17 protein-coding genes, 1 tRNA gene and 3 rRNA genes are annotated in these 22,177 nt (G+C 46.7%); 5 read left to right on the forward strand and 16 right to left on the reverse strand.

Translation table 11 applies throughout. The features are described from left to right. Positions 1-15: 15 nt before the first annotated feature. The 7 genes from rrf to L6E24_RS05010 all read right to left on the reverse strand — a co-directional run bounded on the left by rrf (position 16) and on the right by L6E24_RS05010 (position 10,713). Positions 16-137 (reverse strand): 5S ribosomal RNA (rrf, locus tag L6E24_RS04980). Positions 138-245: 108 nt separating this feature from the next. Further along, positions 246-3,172: ribosomal RNA gene (locus tag L6E24_RS04985) — 23S ribosomal RNA — on the reverse strand. A gap of 145 nt (positions 3,173-3,317) precedes the next feature. After that, a tRNA-Ala gene (locus tag L6E24_RS04990) sits at positions 3,318-3,390 on the reverse strand. A 79-nt stretch (positions 3,391-3,469) separates the two neighbouring features. Beyond that, positions 3,470-4,938: ribosomal RNA gene (locus L6E24_RS04995) — 16S ribosomal RNA — on the reverse strand. Together the 16S, 23S and 5S rRNA genes with 1 tRNA gene alongside form the textbook arrangement of a ribosomal RNA operon. A gap of 666 nt (positions 4,939-5,604) precedes the next feature. Then, positions 5,605-6,327, reverse strand: a complete 723-nt coding sequence (locus L6E24_RS05000) for a segregation/condensation protein A (RefSeq protein ID WP_257743610.1) — start codon at positions 6,325-6,327, stop codon at positions 5,605-5,607. After that, positions 6,320-9,760, reverse strand: coding sequence for a chromosome segregation protein SMC (smc, locus tag L6E24_RS05005; RefSeq protein WP_257743611.1), 3,441 nt, complete (start codon positions 9,758-9,760; stop codon positions 6,320-6,322). The genes L6E24_RS05000 and smc overlap by 8 nt, the downstream gene beginning before the upstream one ends. Before the next feature lie 50 nt (positions 9,761-9,810). Then, entirely contained in the window at positions 9,811-10,713 is a 903-nt protein-coding gene (locus L6E24_RS05010) for a DUF7518 family protein (protein WP_257743612.1), read from the reverse strand. A 176-nt stretch (positions 10,714-10,889) separates the two neighbouring features. Here L6E24_RS05010 and glyA point away from each other — a divergent pair, with 176 nt between their 5' ends. The 4 genes from glyA to cofE are packed head-to-tail and all read left to right on the forward strand — an operon-like array spanning position 10,890 to position 14,572. Beyond that, positions 10,890-12,161, forward strand: a complete 1,272-nt coding sequence (gene glyA / locus L6E24_RS05015; RefSeq protein ID WP_257743613.1) for a serine hydroxymethyltransferase — start codon at positions 10,890-10,892, stop codon at positions 12,159-12,161. Next, positions 12,158-12,994, forward strand: coding sequence for a bifunctional methylenetetrahydrofolate dehydrogenase/methenyltetrahydrofolate cyclohydrolase FolD (gene folD / locus L6E24_RS05020; protein WP_257743614.1), 837 nt, complete (start codon positions 12,158-12,160; stop codon positions 12,992-12,994). The genes glyA and folD overlap by 4 nt, the downstream gene beginning before the upstream one ends. Then, positions 12,981-13,796 (forward strand): dihydropteroate synthase, encoded by an 816-nt coding sequence (gene folP, locus L6E24_RS05025; protein ID WP_257743615.1) that lies wholly within the window; start codon positions 12,981-12,983, stop codon positions 13,794-13,796. Before folD ends, folP begins: the two co-directional genes overlap by 14 nt. Beyond that, positions 13,793-14,572 carry a coenzyme F420-0:L-glutamate ligase gene (gene cofE / locus L6E24_RS05030; protein WP_257743616.1) on the forward strand — a complete coding sequence of 260 codons (780 nt, stop codon included), beginning with the start codon at positions 13,793-13,795 and terminating at the stop codon, positions 14,570-14,572. The genes folP and cofE overlap by 4 nt, the downstream gene beginning before the upstream one ends. Here cofE and cofC read toward each other — a convergent pair. The 8 genes from cofC to L6E24_RS05070 all read right to left on the reverse strand — a co-directional run bounded on the left by cofC (position 14,516) and on the right by L6E24_RS05070 (position 19,940). Then, positions 14,516-15,154: a 2-phospho-L-lactate guanylyltransferase gene (cofC, locus tag L6E24_RS05035; protein WP_257743617.1), complete on the reverse strand. Its 639-nt coding sequence runs from the start codon at positions 15,152-15,154 to the stop codon at positions 14,516-14,518. The genes cofE and cofC overlap by 57 nt on opposite strands. Positions 15,155-15,413: 259 nt before the next feature. Next, positions 15,414-15,710: a ferredoxin-thioredoxin reductase catalytic domain-containing protein gene (locus L6E24_RS05040; protein WP_257743618.1), complete on the reverse strand. Its 297-nt coding sequence runs from the start codon at positions 15,708-15,710 to the stop codon at positions 15,414-15,416. A gap of 27 nt (positions 15,711-15,737) precedes the next feature. After that, entirely contained in the window at positions 15,738-16,433 is a 696-nt protein-coding gene (gene purQ / locus L6E24_RS05045; protein WP_257743619.1) for a phosphoribosylformylglycinamidine synthase I, read from the reverse strand. Next, on the reverse strand, positions 16,430-16,675 hold the full coding sequence (purS, locus tag L6E24_RS05050) for a phosphoribosylformylglycinamidine synthase subunit PurS (protein WP_257743620.1): 246 nt from the start codon (positions 16,673-16,675) through the stop codon (positions 16,430-16,432). The genes purQ and purS overlap by 4 nt, the downstream gene beginning before the upstream one ends. Positions 16,676-16,679: 4 nt before the next feature. After that, entirely contained in the window at positions 16,680-17,405 is a 726-nt protein-coding gene (purC, locus tag L6E24_RS05055) for a phosphoribosylaminoimidazolesuccinocarboxamide synthase (protein ID WP_257743983.1), read from the reverse strand. A 13-nt stretch (positions 17,406-17,418) separates the two neighbouring features. Then, positions 17,419-18,426 carry a 7,8-didemethyl-8-hydroxy-5-deazariboflavin synthase subunit CofG gene (cofG, locus tag L6E24_RS05060; protein ID WP_257743621.1) on the reverse strand — a complete coding sequence of 336 codons (1,008 nt, stop codon included), beginning with the start codon at positions 18,424-18,426 and terminating at the stop codon, positions 17,419-17,421. Between the two features lie 158 nt (positions 18,427-18,584). Next, entirely contained in the window at positions 18,585-19,586 is a 1,002-nt protein-coding gene (fen, locus tag L6E24_RS05065) for a flap endonuclease-1 (protein ID WP_257743622.1), read from the reverse strand. A 39-nt stretch (positions 19,587-19,625) separates the two neighbouring features. Continuing rightward, positions 19,626-19,940 carry a hypothetical protein gene (locus L6E24_RS05070; RefSeq protein WP_257743623.1) on the reverse strand — a complete coding sequence of 105 codons (315 nt, stop codon included), beginning with the start codon at positions 19,938-19,940 and terminating at the stop codon, positions 19,626-19,628. Positions 19,941-20,340: 400 nt separating this feature from the next. Here L6E24_RS05070 and L6E24_RS05075 point away from each other — a divergent pair, with 400 nt between their 5' ends. Beyond that, positions 20,341-21,261, forward strand: a complete 921-nt coding sequence (locus L6E24_RS05075; protein WP_257743624.1) for a presenilin family intramembrane aspartyl protease PSH — start codon at positions 20,341-20,343, stop codon at positions 21,259-21,261. Here L6E24_RS05075 and L6E24_RS05080 read toward each other — a convergent pair. Next, positions 21,197-22,174: an NOG1 family protein gene (locus L6E24_RS05080; protein WP_257743625.1), complete on the reverse strand. Its 978-nt coding sequence runs from the start codon at positions 22,172-22,174 to the stop codon at positions 21,197-21,199. The genes L6E24_RS05075 and L6E24_RS05080 overlap by 65 nt on opposite strands. Positions 22,175-22,177: the final 3 nt, after the last annotated feature.

A 22,177-nucleotide genomic window follows, 5' to 3' on the forward strand; every position in this document is an offset into this window, starting at 1 on the left:
AATCACTCACATGAGCAATTGCAGCGTTAGGTGGTTCCCAAGAACTCTCGTATCTTAGTACAGCACCAAACGTGGGCGGGCTTAACTGCCGGGTTCGAGATGAGTCCGGGTGTTTCCCCGCCGCTATGGCCGCAATCACAGACCGGACATCAGGTCACGAACCTGAATTATTGTCTGCAATTATCCGGCATATTGGCATTCACACAACGATTTCGTCTGGATTTTAACGGTTAAGTAATGTTTCCGTTGCCGAATTATCGGACTTTAGTACCTGTGGACTGAACACGTCGTTGCCTTCGTGCGTACATCCCAGGTCTATCAAACGGGTCTTCTACCCGCGTCCTGTGACGGAGTCTCTTTTCAGGTCAGGTTTCAAGCTTAGATGCTTTCAGCTTTTATCCCTTATCGCGTAGCCACCCGGCATTGCCCTGTCGGACAACCGGTCTACCAGTGGCGACGACGGAAAGTTCCTCTCGTACTATTTCCATCTTACCTTCAGACTCCCGACACCCCATATAGATAGTAACCGACCTGTCTCACGACGGTCTAAACCCAGCTCACGATCCCCATTAATAGGCGAACAACCTCACCCTTGGCTGCTGCTGCACAGCCAGGATGGAAAGAACCGACATCGAGGTAGCAAGCCGCCGGGTCGATATGTGCTCTTGCCGGCGACGACTCTGTTATCCCCGGGGTAGCTTTTCTGTCGTCAATAGCACTCATCAAAAGCGCGTATTGGTTCGTTAGACCCGAGTTTCCTCTCGCAGATACTTGCTATTCGTATCAGCGTCAGGCCAACTTTTGCTCTTGACACTCTTCTGTGAGTTTCTGACTCACATGAGTTGACCTTGGGGCACCCTTGATACCTTTTCGAGGGTGTGGCGCCCCACCCAAACTGCCTACCTACCGATGTCCTCGTAAACGAGTTAGTGTTACAGTAAACCAAGGATGGTGTCTCAGATTGCGACTAACCTGCCCCCACAAGGGCAGGATCAAAGTCTCCCATCTACTCTGCGCAAGGAATACCGTAACACAACGACAGGCTGCAGTAAAGCTCCACGGGGTCTTCACTTCCCATATGGGGTCCCTAGCCTCTGCACTAGGATAAAATGTTCAACGGACTTGTGTTTGGGACAGTAGGACTCTCGTTAATCCATTCATGCAAGTCGCCAATTAAGCGACAAGGTACTACGCTACCTTAAGAGGGTCATAGTTACCCCCGCCGTTTACGGGTCCTTCGTCCGGTTGTACCCGGTTTTCAGATGCCCGCACTGGGCAGGAATCACAGACTATACTAGTCGTTTCCGAGTTGCAGTCTGCTATGTTGTTATTAGACAGTCGGAGTCCCCGAGTCACTGCGACCTGCTTGATCTCCAAGCAGGCACTCCTTATTCCAAAGTTACGGAGCTATTTTGCCGAGTTCCCTAAACACAATTAAACCGATACGCCTTGGCCTTCTCAGCCAGGGGCACCTGTGTCAGATCTCGGTACGGTCATCTGGCCCCCTTTTCACGGGCTCCAGGAATTTGCTGTATTACTTCATCACGCTTTCACTCAATTCTCACCATTGCGGTTCTCCAGGAGCTTATACGATTAAACAGGGCGACGGCCCTGCACAGCATATCCCGAAGCGTCAGGATTATTGGCCGATGGTACAGGAATATTAACCTGTTTCCCTTTCGACGTACTCGAGTTACGATACACCTTAGGACCGACTAACCCTCGACTGACGAACATTGTCGAGGAAACCTAGCCCCTCCGGCGGATGGGATTCTCACCCATCTAATGCTTCTACTAATGCCAGAATTCTCATTTCTGCACGGTCCACAGGAGCTTACACCCCTGCTTCTGCCCATGCAGAACGCCTCTCTACGCCATCATATTAATATATGGTCCGTGGTATCTGTGGTAGGTTTGAGCCCCGTCCATTTTCTGCGCCCCAAACCTAGACTGGTAAGCTGTTACGCACTTTTTAAAGGGTAGCTGCTTCTAAGCTCACCTTCCAGTTGTTTTTGGCCTGGGACCTCATTTAGTGTTTACACTTAACCTACACTCAGGGACATTAACCACGGTCTGGGTTGTCTCCCTTACGCACTACAAGCTTACCCCGCAGTGCGGACTTCCGGACTTCTCAGATGACGGGGAATTCGGAGTTTGACAGCAGGGTAAGGAATTTCTTCCCCAACTCCCACAATCAGTGCTCTACCTCACCGTCTATCTCCATCCAGGTCATGCTACGGCATGTTTCGAGAGGAACCAGCGGATGCCTAGTTCGATTGGCCTTTCACCCCTATACGCAGGTCACACGAATGATTTGCATATCAATACCGCTTCGGCCCTCCACGCAACTTTCGTCACGCTTCAGCCTGCCCACGCATAGATCACTAGGCTTCGGGTCTTATCCTGCCGACTTCACGCACTTTTAATACGTCGTCCCATGTGCCGTAAGGCACTACGAACCTGTCGCTTTCGCTTCGGCTTCCCGCAGGGTTAACCTCGCCGACAGAATAAACTCTCTGGCCCGTTCTTCAAAACGTAAGTTATGACGCTGGCAATACCGCCCATACTACAGCCTCGCGGCTGATTCTTTCGCGGTAAAGATCCTTTAACGCCATAACACACCATCGCCTGCCAGTTTCAGGCACTTTTAACCACCTTTTCAGGGTTACTTTTCAGCTTTCGCTCACGCTACTATTACACTATCGGTTTCGAGGAGTATTTAGTTTTGGAGGTTGATGACCCCCGGATTCACGCGAGAATTCCAACCCGCGCTACTCAGGACACCACATATATGTGAGAGATTTACGTGTAGGGGACTGTCACCCTCTTTGGTTTGACTTTTCAGAACAAATTCCACTTCATATCTCACAAAAACAGTGGGCCTATCAACACCACATCTCCCATTGCTGGGATTCAGTTTGAACTCTGTCGTTTTCGATCGCCTTTACTAACGACATCTCGTTTGATTTCTCTTCCTCCCCCTACTGAGATGTTTCAATTCGGGGGGTTACCGATCGTTACCGATCGTGACTTAATGTCACAGGATGTCCCATTAGGGTATCTCCGGATCATAGAATCCTTGCGTCTTCCCGGAGCTTATCGCAGCTTGGCACGCCCTTCGTCGGCACTCGAACCGAGCCATTCACTGACAGGCAGAACGTAATTCAGCATTTTATCGGTTTAACCGTTAAAATCCATTTAACGTCGTTGTGTGAATACCTATACACGGCCTCAAAGAGTCCTTACTGACTCTCAGCCCTTCCCCGTCGATTCACATCAACGGGTGCATTGAAAAGCCGTTTCCGAAAAAACGGCTATGGACCCAGGGGGATTTGAACCCCCGGCCTCGGCGTTGCAAACGCCGCGCTCTTCCAGCTGAGCTATGAGCCCTCTGCTTTTTGTTTATGTTAACACTGACAATTTTACAGTTTGTTTAATAACCGCTAATTACCCCTCACGATATTTCGTTAGGAGGTGATCCAGCCGCAGATTCCCCTACGGCTACCTTGTTACGACTTAACCCCCCTTGCGAAACCTAGATTCGACTGCGGCAATAAACCACAGCCTCATCCAAACCTCACTCGGGTGGTTTGACGGGCGGTGTGTGCAAGGAGCAGGGACGTATTCACCGCGCTATGTTGAAACGCGATTACTACGGATTCCAGCTTCATGTGGGCGAGTTGCAGCCCACAATCCGAACTTGGGACAGGTTTAGGGGATTGACTACACTTCTCAGTGCCGTTACCCATTGTCCTGACCATTGTAGCCCGCGTGTAGCCCGGATAATTCGGGGCATGCTGACCTACCGTTGCCCATTCCTTCCTCCTCTTTAGCAGAGGCGGTCCCAACAGTGTCCCCATCATTCCGGAGAACATGCTGGCAACTGTTGGCGTGGGTCTCGCTCGTTGCCTGACTAAACAGGATGCTTCACAGTACGAACTGACGACGGCCATGCACCTCCTCTCAGCTGGTCAAACAAAGTCTTCAACCTGGTTATCATTCCGCTGTCTTATCCGGTGAGATTTCCGGCGTTGAGTCCAATTAAACCGCAGGCTCCACCCGTTGTGGTGCTCCCCCGCCAATTCCTTTAAGTTTCAGCCTTGCGACCGTACTTCCCAGGCGGTACGTTTCACGGTTTCCCTTCGGCACCCCGGAGACTCGTGGTCACCGGCACACCTAACGCACATCGTTTACGGCTGGGACTACCCGGGTATCTAATCCGGTTCGCTCCCCCAGCTTTCGTTCCTCACTGTCGAAGCCGTCCTGGTGAGATGCCTTCGCCATCGGTGGTCCCCCGGGGATTACAGGATTTCACTCCTACCCCCGGAGTACCTCTCACCTCTTCCGGTTCCTAGAACAACAGTTTCTCTTAAACGCCTGCAGGTTAAGCCTGCAGATTTCCCAAGAGACTTATTATTCAAGCTACGAACGCTTTAAGCCCAATAAAAGTGGCCACCACTCGAGCCGCCGGTATTACCGCGGCGGCTGGCACCGGTCTTGCCCGGCCCTTTCTTCGGATGCTTTTTAGACATCCGGACAGCCCGCATATACGGGCACTCGGGGTTCCCTTATCACAGTTTCCTGCATTGTAAAGTTTTCGCGCCTGCTGCGCCCCGTAGGGCCTGGAATCGTGTCTCAGATTCCATCTCCGGGCTCTTGCTCCCACAACCCGTACCGATTACAGGCTTGTTGGGCCACTACCCCAACAACAACCTAATCGGCCGCAGATCCATCCTAAGGCGCCGGAACTTTCGGTTAAAGAACATTCCAGTATCTTTAACCTATGGAGTATTATCCCCAGTTTCCCGGGGTTATCCTCCACCTTAGGGCAGGTTATCCACGTGTTACTGAGCAGTCTGCCGAGGGTCTTAACCCTCTCAACTCGCATGGCTTAATCGAACCCCGATAGCAGTGACCTCTGGCAGGATCAACCAGAATTAATTGTTTGAAGTACTTACACTTCGGCACACTATCGATATTTCACTAGTTTATCTAAAAGGAATTAGCGGTTATTAAACAAATTTCCGCATTGTCAGTGCCAACGTCAGAACCGACACCCCCATCCGGGTGCTTTCGGTTCTCCATCTAAGAATCGAGGTAACAATGTTAGGTTTATTGTTATATAAACACATTGTTTTACGATTTACAAAAAGCAGAGGAAAGCATATCTCAGCGAATCCATCTTAGCTTACTTCCACCCTGTGAAAAAACTCACAGGACTCCCGAATTAAACGTTACAGCCACCCTGAGGCGTCTGTTCCCGTAATACTTCGGCCTTACAATGTTGTATGCCGCCACATATAAACCCTTGCAGGAAATGAGAGAATTTTCAGGACAAACCCAATCATCCGCAACAAAAAAACGGCAGAACGGCGTTTTTCCATGACATTTTGATCACTCGCGCAAACGGACAGGAATACAACACCATTCCCTGCAATAAAAAAACCATAAAATCAAACAAAAAAAACACAAAATAACAAACATCTCCAAAATATAAAACATGAAGAGCCCCATCCATCAAAACTCCCGGTAATAAGATGAGAAAACTCCCATACTCAACCCGGCAATAAGCGCTCCAAAGCAGCCGGAAAAATACCGCAAAACTCAGTTTTCTTCAAACTTATCCGGAGACCACCCGGAAATCTTAATCTCGCCGAAAAATTCATCCTGAAATATCATCAGCTTTCCTTCAAGCATCAGAAAGAGAAGCGGAAGATATACAGACCTGTGGTCCATTTTAACGTCCTGACATAACAGACTGAGAGTAGTCTCTCCGGAAGTACCGCAGATCTTCACAAAAGACGAGTAAACATAATCAGTTTCATCCTTAAAGTCCTCCTCATGAGCAACCGAGATGACATCATCCGCCTCAAAAAATACCGGTGATTCGGCCTTCTTCCGCTTCTGCTTACGAATCTGCATCTTTTCTGCGGTCTTTAACTCCTTGATAAGCTCATACAGTGTAACCGGTCTTTTTCGGTGACTCTTGCGTTTAATACGCCGCTGAATCTCCTTTTCAAGGCGATCAACAGGCTCTGCAATATCCCCGAATGTATAATCATCACCGCCGAACAGGTCATCACCGGAAAAATCATCACATAACTCATCATCCGGAGATTTACCCGACTCCTCAAGGACCTCAGACTTCATCCGGAGAAGAAGGGAAGCATAAAAGAGAGTCCGGCCTGAAACCCTCAGGTCGAGCTTATGCATCCTGTCAAGCTCATTTAAGAAACGATCAGTAACCTCAACTATATCAATATTCCATGGATCAATCTCGCCGGACTCCGACATCCTGACAAGAATCTCTACCGGTTCCTCATCCATTGCTCTTTACACCGGTAACATATGTACTCTTATCAGGCCTGGCAGTCACACCAATGATCCGGTCAGCCCTCTCAATAGTCGGGCGGCGAAGTGAGACACATATCGTCTGTGCATTGCCGGAGAGTTCACTGATCATATTGGAGATCCTCTCAACATTTGAACCGTCAAGCATCATATCCACCTCATCAAGCGCATAGAAAGGCGCAGGCATATACTGCTGAATAGAGAAGATAAATGCAAGAGTTGTGAGGGATTTCTCACCACCGGACAGTGCGGAGAGGAGATGAACCTTCTTACCCCTCGGCTGAACTGCAAACGTCATACCGCCGCTGAAGGGATCTTCAGTACTGTCAAGGGAAAGATTTCCGCTGCCCTCAGTGAGGCGTGCAAAAATACTCCTGAAATTTGAGTCAATTGCATTATAAGCCTCCATAAAAGAGTCATACTTCATCTTCTCATAATGCTCAATTCTCTCAATGATATTGGCCCTCTCCCTTGAGAGAACCTCCTTCTTGCCTGACCTCTCCTTTATCCGGGTGTCAACACGCCCATACTCCTCAATTGCAAGCATGTTAACCGCACCAATCCTCTTTATCGCCCTCTCAGAACTGTCAATTCCTTTCTCAATCTCATCAGGGGACATATCAGTCTCAACTCCGGACGTTTTGGCAGACAACTCCTCAATCTCTGAAAGAAGCGAACCTTCCCTCTCCATAAGAGATGAAACCTGAAGTTTTATCCTCTCCATCTCAGAATTAATGGCAAAAATCTTCTTCTCCACAGCCAGAACTGAACTGTTGAGCTCATCCCTCAGAGCCTGCAACTTATTTAGCTCAACCGAAAAGTTATCCTTCTTTTCCACAAGGGAATTTATTTCTGCCTCAGCTTCCGAAATTCCGGCCTGATTCTTCAGAACATCCTCATCAATCCTCTTAAAATCAGAATCAATCCTCTCCCTCTCATTCTGAAATTCTGTAAGGCGGCTCTGGAAATGCTGCCTCTCCCTCTGTGAGTCAGATATATCATCGTCCTTATTTCTAAGCCTGCGTTCCGAATCGGTGACTTTTCTCCGGAGAAAATCCACTTTCTCAGCAAGTTCCGGAATTCCAGTATCACCAAGCTTCTTCTTTAAGGATTCAATGCTCCCCTCAACAGAACCAATATCCCAGGATATTCCCTCAAGTACAGATTCAATCTCCTCAAGCCTGACAGCACCAAGAGAGAAATCACCAGCCATATCATCCTGTTTTTCCCTGATTCCGGCAATCTCAGCATTGAGGGAGTCATAGAGTTTTTGGAATTCTTCAACCAGCACCCCATACTTTGAGATCTGCCCGCCAATTTCAGACCGCCGGCTTCTCCTCTCACCGGCAAGATTCTCATATCTCTCAACAGCAGCCCTGAGATCACCCTCCTCAGCAGCAAGCGCCGAAATTTTTGCCTTAAGGGCATTTATCCCGTCATCTGCCGCGACACCAAAGCCCTGCATCTTCTTATGAACAGAACCTCCGGTCATAGCACCGGCGACCTCAATTAGATCACCGTCAAGAGTTACCATCCTGAAACGGCCCATCATCCTTCTGGCAGTGGCCATATCCTTTACAACAACAGTTCTCCCGAATACATGACGGAAGACAGAATCAAAGAGGGGATCATATTCTAAAAGATCTGCCGCATATCCAATCACATCAGGATCAGATATATGGGGCAGATCGGGGGCACGAAGTTTATTTAACGGCAGAAAAGTCATCCGGCCGAGACGGTTCTCCTTCAGATAGCTTATGCAGGAAGATGCCACAGAATCACTCTCGGAGACAATGCTCCTGAGTCTGCCCCCTGCCGCAATATTAAGAGCATTCGTATATTCAGGCGGCGCTCTCCCAAGCTGTGCAACAGTTCCGTATATTCCGTCCATGCCGAGGATGTAATCCATCGCCCGGCCTCCAGGCCCACCCGATGCCTGCTGCTGAGCCTCAAGCCTCATCAGTTCACGGTCAAGGGATCTTATCTCAGATTTAACCTTCTCAAGCGCACCTTTATTTTCAAAGAGCCTCCCTTCACTCACCGACAGTTCCCGGTCAATAACAGACTTCTCCGCACCAAGGGATTTTATCAGTTCAGAATACTCCTCAAGGCTGCCGGCCCTGCCCTTCAGCTCAGATTCCGCCTGAATGAGTCTCTCTGACAGGCGCTCTTTCTCTTCAGTCCGAAAACGGCTCTTCTCAATTAAGAGATCCTGCTCCTTTAAGAGATCAGATCTCTGTGAACGGAATTTTTCAAGCCTCTCCCGGAGGGAGAATAGTTCATCTTTTGCACCCTCCACAGTCCGGCTTTCTTTGGAGAGCTGATTCTCCGCATTCTCAAGATCTGCCCTGATGCCGGAGAGCTCCATTGAAAGACCGGAGCGGTCAACAGAGAGATTCCTGATCTTATCGGAAATCTCCTTTACTGTTGACTCAGCACGCCGCATATCGGCAAAATTCTTCTGCTGCGCCTCCTTTGACTTCTCCCTCTCAGCATTAAGCTTCGCGATCGACTGCTCGCAGAATCTCACCTTACCACGTGCATTCTCAATTTCAGAGAGCAGAGCAAGATATTCAGCACCGCTCTTATCATTGATCTCGTCTTCGATCTCCTTTGCCCTGACTTTTAACTGTTCCAGTTCATCCTGACGGACTGATTTATTCACGGAAAGTTTCTCAGATTCAGCATTCTGATCTTCAGTCAGAGATCTGACCGCCAGAAGTTCCTTATTTTTCTCAGCAAGTTTTGCAGACGAGAGGCAGTTTTTCAGGTGCTCAAGCTCCTCCTCAAGCGCCCTGTACTTTAAAGCCTGCTCCTTCTCCTCCTTAAGCTCAATAATCCGGTTCTCAAGCTCGGCAAGAATCAGCTCCTCCCTCTCAATCCTGTCGCGGACGATCTCCAGTTCAGAGAGTGCCTGATCCCTTTTCTTGTCAAATTCTGCAACCCCGGCAATCTCATCAATGATCTTCCTGCGCTCGGTATTGCTCATCTCAGTTATGCGTGTGATATCGCCCTGCATCACCACATTATACCCCTCGGATTTTATACCGTTTCTTGAGAGATATTCAACAATATCACCCACCTTACAGGCGCGATCATTGAGGTAATTGTAACTGTAATATCCATGAGGAGTTCTCTTAATCTTCCTGCGGATCTTTGTGCCTTCAGAAAAGGTGATTGAGACCTCTGCGGTATTTTTTCCGGAGTTAAGATTGATAAGGTCAGTCAGTTTCTCAGCGCGAAGACCCCTTGCGCCGGAGAGAGTCAGACAGAAGAGAACAGAATCAATTATATTGCTTTTACCGGAGCCGTTTGGGCCTGAAATGACAGTGAATCCCTCAAAAAACGGAATTTTGGTTTTTTTGCCAAATGATTTAAAATTGTCAACTTCAAGTTCGGTTATATACAAAGACCAGTAGCTCCTTTGAACGCTGAAAATATTGGATTTGTTATTTTAGATTACTTTCTTTTCTTAGTTATTTCCACTGCATCATCATCATCAGCATAAATAAGAGGCTTTCTGTCCCTTGGGTCTCTCTCAGATGCCCTCCTCACAGGAATGTGTCCACCCCTGTTGTCTGCAATGATCATACCGTCACCCTTCATCCTTTCAGGCTTCATTGTGCCATCCGGCTGAATGATCAGGACCTCTTCGGATCTCTCCTTCTCTTCCCGTCTGCGCACATCCTCACTCTTCTTAACTGCAATATCCACAGGCTTCTCCGGAACAGGATAATTCCTGCGCTCTTTTATAGCATCAGCCTCCTTCCTGTTATCAGTAGCCGGTCTTCTGACATCAGTAACTGGTCTTCTGTTATCCGCAGCTGTCCTTCTGGCATCAACATTTTTGTTATCAGCACCATTTTCATCCAGAGATCTTGACAGTTTCTGAATCCAGGCTTTGAGATCAAGCATCTCAGCAGTAAGACCCCTGACCATACCACTCATTTCATTGACCTGTCTTTCAAGAGATTTCACCCTCTCGTCATGTTCAGGACTGGCATCTTTTATTTCACTGACCTCTCTTTCAAGAGCTATCACTCTGTCATCATGTTCAGGACTGGCATCTTTCATTTCACTGATCTCTTTTTCAAGAGCCTTCACCCTCTCATCATGTTCAGGACTGGCATCTTTCATTTCACTGACCTCTCTTTCAAGAGCCTTCATCCTGTCATCATGTGCAGGACCGGCATCTTTCATTTCACTGATCTCTCTTTCAAGAGCCTTCACCCTGTCATCGCTTACAGGATTAGCACTGGTCATTTCCCTGACACTGTCTTTAAGCATCTCTATTTCACGCTCTTTTTCCCCGACTGTATGTTCGAGGTCTCTTATTCTGGCAGAAGAATCATTAATATCCATCAGGATACTCCGTTATATGAAAGTCATCTCATAGGTTAATTAACATTTTGTGTTTTTCCGTCTTATGCGCCATCATCCGGTTTTACTAAATGATAACTGAATAAGTTAAGTTTCAGTATAAACAGAAACATTTCTTCAGAAACAATATAATCCTCAGAAAAACAACTCTTTTGAATATGTCTGATCTGGCAAATTATGATCCGGATATTTACAATTTAATTGAAAAGGAGCGCCTTCGCCAGGTAAACGGCCTGGAACTCATCGCTTCTGAAAATGTTGTAAGCAAATCAGTCCTTGAGGCTGTAGGTTCAATTCTGACAAACAAATACGCAGAAGGATATCCCGGAAAGAGATATTACGGCGGATGTGAATTCCACGACCAGATAGAAGATCTCGCAAGAGACCGCCTCTGTAAACTATTCGGTGCTGAACATGCAAATGTGCAGGCAGTCTCCGGAAGTCAGGCAAATCAGGCAGTATATTTTGCCTTCATGCAGAACGGCGACAAAATGATGAGCCAGGATCTTGCACAGGGCGGCCACTTATCACACGGATCTCCTGTAAATATTACAGGAAAATGGTATTCCGTCTCGCATTACGGAGTTGACAAGGAAACCGAAACACTTGATTATGCGCAGATTGCCGAACAGGCAAGAAAAGAGAAGCCAAAGATGATTGTATGCGGTGCAAGCGCTTACCCGCGTACCATCGACTTTAAGGCATTCAAAGAGATTGCGGATGAGGTCGGCGCATACTGTATGGCAGATGTGGCGCACATTGCGGGACTCATAGCCGGCGGGCAGCACCCTACATCAGTAGGAGTGACCGACATTACAACCACAACCACACATAAGACACTACGCGGACCACGCGGCGGTGCAATCATGTGCGGCGAGGAGAATGCAAAAGCTATAGACAAGTCGGTATTCCCCGGTATGCAGGGCGGACCACTGATGCATGTCATCGCCGGAAAGGCAGTATGCTTCAGAGAGGCTCTTACACCTGACTTTAAGGAGTACGCAAAGCAGATCGTCAGAAACTCACAGGCAATGGCAGAGGTTATGATCAGCGAAGGACTTGACCTTGTCTCCGGAGGAACTGACAACCATCTGATCCTTCTTGACCTGACAAACCTTGCAGCAAACGGTTCACATCTGACCGGACTGGAAGCAGAAACCTTCCTTGGAGAAGCAGGAATAACAGTCAATAAGAATACCATTCCAAGAGAGAAGCTCAGCCCATTCGTCACAAGCGGCCTTAGAATCGGAACACCGGCTGTGACATCAAGGGGAATGAAAGAAGAAGAGATGAAGCAGATCGGACACTGGATTGCAGCTGTACTTAAGGATGTCTGTAAGGACAAAGACTCAAAGAAGGCAATTACAGAAGTCCGTGCCGAAGTAGAGGCACTTGCTTCAGGATTTACACTCTATCCGGAAGTCAAATGATATTAAACGGCAGGGAACTATCTGAAAAAATTCAGAATTCTGTAAAGGCTGAGATTGAAAAATCCGGTCTTACCCCATGCCTTGCAACTGTGATCGTGGGAGAAGATCCCGCATCGCAGATGTATGTCAGAATGAAACATAAGGCATGTGAAAATGTCGGCATAAAGTCAGCAGGAGTTGAACTTCCGGCAGAGTCCACCACAGAAGAGATACTTAAAGCAGTATCTGAACTGAATAAAGACCCGTCTGTTCACGGCATTCTCGTACAGCTTCCCCTTCCATCCCACGCAGATACAGAAAAAGTGATTGAATCCGTATCCCCTGAAAAGGATGTTGACGGATTTCACCCGTACAACCTCGGCAGGCTCTTTTCAGGAAGGCCTGACTTTGTACCCTGCACACCGGGCGGAATAATGACAATACTCTCAGAGTACGGCATAAATCCGGAAGGCAAAAGAGCAGTCGTCATAGGAAGATCTGTAGATGTCGGAAGGCCGATGGCTGCACTTCTGATAAATGCCAACGCAACCGTAACAGTGTGCCATTCAAGAACCAGAAACCTTGAAGATGAGATCAGAAATGCCGACATTGTGGTCAGCGCAATCGGCAGGGCGAAATTTATCAGAGAGGATATGATTCGTGACGGTGCAGTTGTAATCGATGTCGGCATAAATCAGGATGACAACGGAAAGTTATGCGGTGATGTTGACTTTGAAAATGTTGAGAAGAGAACATCAGCAATAACACCAGTCCCCGGCGGAGTCGGGCCGATGACAATCGCAACCCTTATGCAGAATACACTTAAATCAGCAAAACTGCATGAAGGACTTTAAAATAGGCAGTCTCACAATAAAAGAGAACGGGCCTGTAAAACTGATAGGGATTGTCAATTGCAGCCCCGAATCCTTTTTTTCCGAGTCTTACACCAGATCACAGGATGTCTTCAGCAAAGCCTCAGAGCTGGCAGATATGGGTGCTGATATAATTGACATAGGTGCAAGAAGCACTGCACTGAATGCAGAACCGATCTCAGTCAGTGAAGAAATATTTCGGGTAAAAACTGCCCTTAAGGACTTTTCCGGAAGCGGGATTCCGGTCTCACTGGATACCATGCACCCGGAAGTACTCACTGCCGCGCTCAGATATGATATAGACTGTATAAATGACATATCAGGCCTCTGCAACCCGGATTATGCAGAGATTGCCGGAGACAGCGGGCTTCCGGCAATACTGATGGCGGCAAAGGAAAAGCCTGGGGACAGTCTGGGAATAAAAGAGACCACAGAATATCTCAGAATAGTCATGCAGAGAGCAGAAAATTCCGGCATTGAAAATGTCATACTTGATCCCGGAATCGGAAGGTGGACTGATGAAAAAACACCGGAATCTGACTGGGAAGTATGCAGACAGTTCTCAGATCTGAAGGTTTTCGACAGACCCCTGCTTGCGGCTGTATCAAGAAAATCCTTCATAGGAGATCTGCTTAAAAAGCCGGCAGAGGAGAGACTCTCCGGCACTCTTGCAGTAACTATGCACCTCTTACATTCAGGTGCAGGCTTTGTGAGGGCACATGACACAGAAGAGACAAGAGATATAATAGATGTATATGAAAAATTAAATCTGATCTACAGATGAACTCTTCATATACAGTTTTCGGGATTAAAACCGGAATTATAATTCCGGGTGACAATATCACAGACACCATTTTAAACAGCCTGAAATACCCGGATTCCCTGAAAGACGGGGACATAATAGTAATTGCTGAAAGCGCACTCGCATCTTCCGAAGGGTGCATCATAGAGCTTTCTGATGTAAACCCGACAGACGAAGCGCTTATACTTAGCAGGAGATATAATACAGATCCAAAACTTACAGAAGTCGTGCTAAGGGAGAGCGACTCGGTAGTAGGCGGCATACCGGGATTTCTGCTCTGCATGAAAAACGGAACTCTGCTCCCGAATGCCGGTGTTGACGGCTCCAATGCTCCGGATGGCACAGTAGTAACACTCCCAAAGAACCCTGACAGAAGTGCTGAGAGAATCCATCATGAGATCTTTGAAAAGACCGGCATCAGAGCAGGTATAATTATTGCGGATTCAAGGACACATGCCATGCGCCTCGGATGTTCAGGTGTTGCAATAGGATGCTACGGCATAACCGCAGTATCGGATGAAAAAGGAAGAGAAGATCTCTTCGGCAGGGCGCTTGAGGTGACTGAGCTTGCCATTGCCGACAATATAGCATCTGCCGCCGAACTTGTGATGGGAGAAGCAGATGAGAGCACCCCTGTAGCCATCATACGGGGACTTGGACTTGAGATCAACAATGACATTGGGGTGCAGTCAATTGAGCCTTCAGGATGCCTCTTTATGGGTGTGGCGATGAACTCCAACCCTTCCCTTTTCAACTGACATTTTTACCCCAAGATTCTCAAGAAAGCCCCGGCTTTCACCTTCAGAGTGAAGGAAGATCTCAACGAGATCCTCTTTCTCATCAATATCGGTTGATAACCGGAAGGAGTCTATAACCTCAACCGTAAGTCCTTCATCACGGCATATATTCAGATGGTCAGAAAAGCTTGCGCCGTAGAAATCAACATGAAATTTATCAGGATTTTTCACAAATATTGCATTGGTCCCGCCGCCCCTTCCGGGAACGACTGCAATGTCAGAACCGGTCTTTACCATACCAATAACAGACTCTGCGGTTGCAAGAGGAAGATCTGACATTATGATAAAAACAGAGTCATCAGTCTCAGAGAGATATTCATTCAGCGCCTCATTTAAGCCAAGAGGTTTTACCACTGTTTCAGCGCCCTCAACTGATATATCCTCTGTGCAGAGAAGAACCGTCCGGCAGCATGCAGAATTGGTTGTACATATAACATCGGAGAGCATTGCCAGGGCAAATTTCTCCCTCTCCTCCTGACTTAGAATGCAGGACAGTCTGGTCTTCGGGTTCGTTGGCCTGAAGGGAATGACAGCATGAACCATTTAAATATTGTTACCCGGTATTTCTTTAAAAGGCATCGGATTGAACAGTAAAAAAATAGAGCAGGATTACCGGTTCAGAAAGAGACATTGCCAGATCTGACATACTCCCGGTACTGAAGAGTGGGCATTCTGCCAGTATTTAACATAAAAAAGCTAATGTGTATAACTTTACAGGCTTTCCGGCTGTATCAGATCCTTTCCAAAAAATCCGGCTCAAAAAAATAAAGGCAGAGAGATCTGCCTGAAAAGATGAGAATTACTATTCCTTTTTCTTAAATAACATGCAGTGGCAGTATCCGTCCTTTGCAATCTCATCCCTGTGGAATTTGCATGGGCAGATAATATCACGGTCAGCTTTGGGGTCTCCGGATCTGATTCGGCAGGGACAGTACCTTGCGCCATACATAACCCTGTTCTTTGCAAGGCCTCTGGCCACGACAGATGCCTGATCGTCTTTTCTGTTCAGCTCCCAGCCGTTCTTCTCTGCATATCTCTCAGCCCATCCAAGAATCTTCTCTTCAAGCTCTTCAAATGTCTTCTTTTCATCTTCAGTCAAATTACCAGCCCCGCCAGTTCAGATTATTTACAGTGACTCAATATATGAGATCATAGAGTCAAAGATTTTTTTGCCGTCTGATGAGCCAAGCACATCTTCTGATGCCCTCTCAGGATGAGGCATCATGGCAAGCACATTCCCACCTTTGCCAAGTATTCCGGTGATATTATCTGTGGTGCCGTTTGGGTTGGATTCAGGTGTTACTTCACCATCCTCATCACAGAAACAGAAAGCAACCCTCTTCTCCGCCTTCAGGGCAGCAATATCATCAGGTGAAGCGACATAACGCCCCTCCTTGTGGGCGATCGGGAGTCTGATGACCTCACCTTCCGAATAAGCGGATGTGAAAGGTGAATCAGCATTCTCAACCCTCAGAAAAACTTCCCTGCATATGAATTTAGGGTATTCATTGATGGTAAAAACACCAGGAACGAGACTGCTTTCAGCCGAGATCTGCGCACCATTGCATATCCCAAGCACAAGACCGCCCTTATCAGCATGTCTCACTACATCTGCCATAACAGGCGTTCTTGTAGCTATTGCACCTGCACGAAGATAATCACCATAGCTGAAACCTCCGGGAATTACAATACCGTCATAATCCCTTTTAAGCCCGTCCCTGTACCAGATAAGATCAGTATCAACACCGCATACATCCCTCAGCACATGAAGAGCATCCTTATCGCAGTTGCTCCCTCCAAACTGAAGAACGGCAAATCTCATTCTGTTACCTCAACAGAATAACTTTGAATTACCGGGTTTGCCAGAAGCCTGCCGCACATCTCCTCTGCCCTGGCTTTTGCAGATTCAGCATCCTCTGCCTTAATTCCAACATTGTAAAGCTTTGAATTGGTCAGATATTCTGTTTCAAACCCAAGGTTTGATAGTGCGTGCTGAATTGCACAGGCTTCCGGGTCAAGCATGCCTGATTTAAGTGAGATTATAATTTTTACGTCAAATATCATTTAATCACTCCATATGAGAGTCTTTCCACTGATTTATCTTTTCTACAACACGGGCGTATGCAGACATCAGATCTCCTTTATCAAATCTGTACACGTCCTTGTCAAATGATTCCATAGTACTCATGTCCCACAGTCTCATTGAATCCATACTGATCTCATCACCAAGGAGAATCATACCGTCCTTCCTTCCGAATTCGATCTTAAAATCAACAAGAATCAGGCCAAGTCCCTCAAAGAAATCAGAGAGAAGTCTGTTAATTGTAAGGGTTTTTTCACGGACATCCGCCAGTTCTTCAGGTGTTAAAAGACCAAGAGCCACAATGAGATCATCATTTATTGACGGATCTCCTCTCTCATCATCCTTGTAATCCGTAACAACAACCGGGGGGTCAAGAATCTGCCCTTCCTCAAAAGGAAACATCTTCACAACAGATCCCGCAGCGCGGTTTCTTGCAATAACCTCAAGAGGAATCATATTGAGTTTTGATACAATCATTGACCGTTCATCAACTGCTCTTAAATAGTGGGTCTTCACCCCGTTTTTCTCAAGAAAATCAAAGAAGAATGCTGACGCTGCGAAGTTGTACTCCCCTTTGCCTGCAAATTCATCCTTTTTTTCTCCGTTAAACGCTGTAATATCATCCCTGAAGACAGCAAGGAGTTCATCATCCTTATCTGTTCTGTAGATGGATTTCGCTTTTCCTTTATAGAGAAGTTCTCCGGTTTGCATTTTCATCATCTGCTTACTGGCTATTATTCAGACTATTAATTTCGTTTCTCTGCTGAATATCTTTACCCAGTTTATCTATGAGATCACTGAGTGCTGAAGGGTACCATCCTTTACGGATATACTTCTGATAGATGCACAGTCTCTCCTGAATCCCCCTGTCTCCGGCAATAACTTTCAGTTCATCAATTGCCGGCCAGGGATGTTCAGGGTTGACATAATCTATCGTTACAGGCGATACGCCGCCAAGGTCATCAACGCCACAGCCAATCAGGCGGGAGGCATCAGCAAGGTTTGGCGGGATCTGAACTGCGATGTCGCGGGGCAGGATCTCCTTTGCAGTCTTAATTGTCTCACAGATCTCACTGCTGCCAATAACGGGCCACCTCTCCATTGCAGTACCCTCTTTCGGGCAGAAATTCTGAATGATCACTTCCTGGATATGCCCGTATCTCTTATGAATACCGGCGATAACCTCAAAGGATTCCTCCCTGTCGCTTTCAGTCTCACCAATGCCAAGCAGAAGTCCGGTTGTGAACGGGATGCGGAGTTTACCGGCGTTTTCAATACACTCGATACGGACTTCCGGCCTCTTTCCGGGGCAGTTTTTGTGCGCCGGAATTTCGGCTGTTGTCTCAAGCATAAGGCCCATGCTCGCATTGACTTCAGACAACCATTCAAGGTCGTCATATTCAAGCACCCCGGCATTTGTATGCGGCAGCATGCCATATTCAATTGCCCTTTCCGAGAGATGGTAACAGTATTCAAGCACAGTTGAAAAACCCTGCTTCTCAATATTGTCAATAAATCCTGCCTCCTGTTCAGGCATCTCTCCGAATGTGAACAACGCCTCAGTGCAGCCCGCAGAGGCGCTCATTTCAAGGACCCTTTCGGCTTCCTCCCGTGCCATAACACAACCGTCGCCGACAGGCCTCCGGAATGTGCAGTAGCCACACCTGTTCCTGCATACAGATGTAAGCGGAAGGAATGCATTTCTTGAGTAGGTGATCACCCTTTGTTGCATTGAAGAAATATTTGAATTATTAGTACATCAACCAATCGGATGAACAGTATTTTAAGATAACACAGAGCGGCAACTGATACAAATCAGATAACCGGGAATTAAAGAAGTTTAAATTCCCAAAATATTTTTTTAAATTAAGATATTGGGCATAATTCCGGTCAGAACCACTGGTCAAGCGTCTTCTGACCTGCACCGGCATTTATCTTTTCAAGGACTGAATTTATTCTCTCCTCTGAAAATCCATGCTCTGCGCAGAGAAATTCTGTAACGCCTGCGCCGTCAACTGCCCCGTAATCAGGAATAATATTCTCAGTTACCGGCGGATTTAAGAAAAAGTCCTTCACCGGGAGATAGTCAAAATCAGGCACGCTCTCAGATAATATCTTCTCAAATGCGTTATCCCTGACAATCTTTAAAGCTTTCTTCGGCCCGATTCCACGTATCCCACTGTTAAAATCGGTGCCGATAAGAATTCCAATCTCAATAAGCTGCTCCCTTGTAATATCAAGCCCTGAAAGCACCTCATCAAGAGTAATAATCTCAGGGTTTACAGTTATTGTCCTGCTCCTGATCTTTCTCTTTCTGCTGACTGTTAAATTTCGGGCAAGTTTTTCCGCTCCGAAGAGAAGTGAGTCATAATCCTGTGATACGGAATAATCCACAATTCCTTCTGAGACCATAAATGCCGCCTGCGCTTCACCTTCTGAGGGCGCGTCAAGATATGGAATACCCATCAGGGAGAGAAGCCTTTTGGAACTGTCAATGATCTCCTTATCAACTCTCGTTGAAGATCTGGCATGGCGAAAAGCTGCCTGAATATCACCAACTTTTAAAGCCTCAACTCTTTGAATCTCCGCCTTCTCTTTAACAGCCCGCCGCTCTGAAATAGTCTTACTCTTAAATTCAGGGGGTTTGCCGTCAAAGATGAATACCGGAGATATACCCTTTTCGATAAAGTTTGTCAGCCGGAAAAACAGCCCGGAGAGGTGCGAGGTTACCCGCCCCTCATTATCCATCAGAGGGGTGCCGTCAGCCTGTCTTATTGTGGTCAGAAACTGATAGAGGGCATTATTGCCGTCAAATGCCGCCCGCCCTCTCAGACGATCCCATTCGGCAGGTCTTTTGTATTCTGTAAGAATATCACGTATTGCAACACCCATGAATAAATCCCGGAGTTTTGGGTCTGAAAATAAAAGATATTATCTGTATATTCTCCTTGCAATAGATGATACAACTTCATTTACCTCAGCCGACATATCATCACACTTCTCGTTTATCTCAGCTGAGAGCTGTTCAAGGTTCTGTCTCATATTCCGGTCCCTTTCATTTACGGAATTCTCAAGATTTTCAAATTTCCTGCAAAGGGATAATATCAGACCTGCAAGTGAGATCATCATTACTCCGGTTGCGAGGGCAACAATCCAGTCCTGCCATAACCTGACAACCATCACAAGAGTCGAGATGACAAGAATAACCGCGAGCAATATATCCCTTGTACTGTTACGCTCATCCATGTTGATAGATATTTACAGACCATTAATTAATCTAACTATCTTATTGTATCAGGGATTTATTATTCGGAGATCTGCCGGACTTGTAACAGATCAGTGTGTGCAGTAATGAGATAATCAGTATCTCAGAGATCCGGATTTAAGGAATTAATCCGGGATAAAGAATTAATACCGGAATTCAGGTGAAAATCCGGCATAAAATCCAGAATAAAGAATTAAAACCGGAATATATCCAAAAATCCCGGATACAAAAAAATACCACTGAGATCACCACAGCCCCGGCAGCAATATCACCGGACAGATCATCCTGTAGAGATTCACCCGGCAGGGCTGTTTAACCGGCAAAATTCCGGGCAGGACAACACTAAAATAAACATCTAAAGATAAATAAAGGACAAATAATATGGTTTCAGAAAAAACAGCAGAATATCTGCCATATGCGGCAATGTTTATAATGCTCCTTTTAGTGCAGGCAGGAGCGCTTCTTCTCACCCCTGCTATGAATGATGCAGGATATACTGCATTTGATGACCCTTCAGCAATTGAAAATATTGCCTTCTTCTTTGCAATACTCATAGGATTTACAGCTGTAATGCTCGTATTAATCAGATACGGTGGAAAAAAAGTTCTTTCAGCAATAATTGCCTTTTCGGTCTTTCTGATCTTTGTATATATCTTTGCCGCAGTGTCAGGGGCAGTATTTCATAATGATACAGTAACACTGCTGCTGACTGCCATACTCTCCATTGCAGCAACAGCCCTTCTGTATAAATATCCGGAATGGTACGTGATAGACATACTTGGTATTCTTATCTGCGCAGGTGCTGCGTCAATATTCGGCATATCACTGGAGATTTTTCCGGTAGTACTTCTCTTAATCATACTTGCACTCTACGATGCGATCTCTGTCTATAAGACAAAACATATGATAGCACTTGCAGAGGGTGTTATAAACTCAAAAGCACCAATTCTTGTTGTAATCCCGAAAAGCCGGGACTATTCATATATAAAACAGGGAGTTAACCTTGAGAAGGATAAAAAAGAGAGAGGGGCATTCCTGATGGGAATGGGGGATCTCATCATGCCCACGATTCTCGTGGTCTCATCCTCTGTATATCTGAGCGCCGGAAATATATTTTTCGGGGTCTCACTGCCGACACTCGGCGCGGCGGCAGGAACATTTGCCGGACTTGCAGTGCTCCTCTGGTTTGTTGCAAAGGGCAATCCGCAGGCCGGACTTCCGACTCTAAACGGCGGAGCTATTCTTGGATTTCTTCTGGGGTGTGCGGCTTCCGCCACGTGGTGCTGGATTCCCGTTCTCTGAGAATGAGATCAACAATTTCCCTGACCCCCGCCCTCGTCTGTGTGGACATATTCATGTAGCCCGGAAGTTCATTTAAATCGGCCTTGTTTATCACTATCTGCATAGGAACATCGCCAACCAAATCTTTCAGGTTTTCATACAGACCAAACTGATCCTCAATAGAATAACCGCAGGACTCACTTGAATCAACCATGAAAAGGATCATATCGGCTACATTTGAAATTGCACAGAGCGCCTGATTCTCGATCTCATTTCTCATCTCATACGGTCTGTCAAGTATTCCGGGAGTATCAACGATCTGTATCCTCTCGCGCCCTACTTCACGGTGACCGACAATGATGCACTTGGTCGTAAAAGCATAGCCTGCAATCTCAGGCAGCGCAGATGAAACCAGTTTTATGAAAGACGATTTTCCGACATTGGGATAACCTGCAACAACGACAGTAAACTCTTCTTCTCTGATTTCAGGGAGTTTACGCAGGACATTCCTCACTTCATTAAGGTACAGCAGATCTTTTTCAACCTGATGCACAATGGAGGAGATTCTTGCCGTTGCCTGCTTACGTAAGCCTTTTGTATCCTCAGACTGCCTCATCTGACGTGCATATGTTCCGCCGGTCTTTCTTGCCTGACCTGCGGCCCACTGTACAGCACCGAGTGATTTCTTAATCCGGTCAACATCAAAGAGAATATTTGAGATATCAAGGTAAAATTTCGGCAGATTATCAAAACTCGGAAATTTCTTTACAGTGTCATCAAGCTTGTCATATATTGAACTGTAAATTGATCGTACAAATTCCTCATTTGCCCTATCCTTATTCTTTTTCAGCCTTTGCGCCGCAGCAGCGCGGTGAAGTGCCCGATCCATAACCTCATCGGCGGTCGGAACAGTAGGTATTTTTTCGAATTCCACAGA

Source organism: Methanoplanus endosymbiosus (assembly GCF_024662215.1).
Lineage (GTDB): Archaea > Halobacteriota > Methanomicrobia > Methanomicrobiales > Methanomicrobiaceae > Methanoplanus > Methanoplanus endosymbiosus.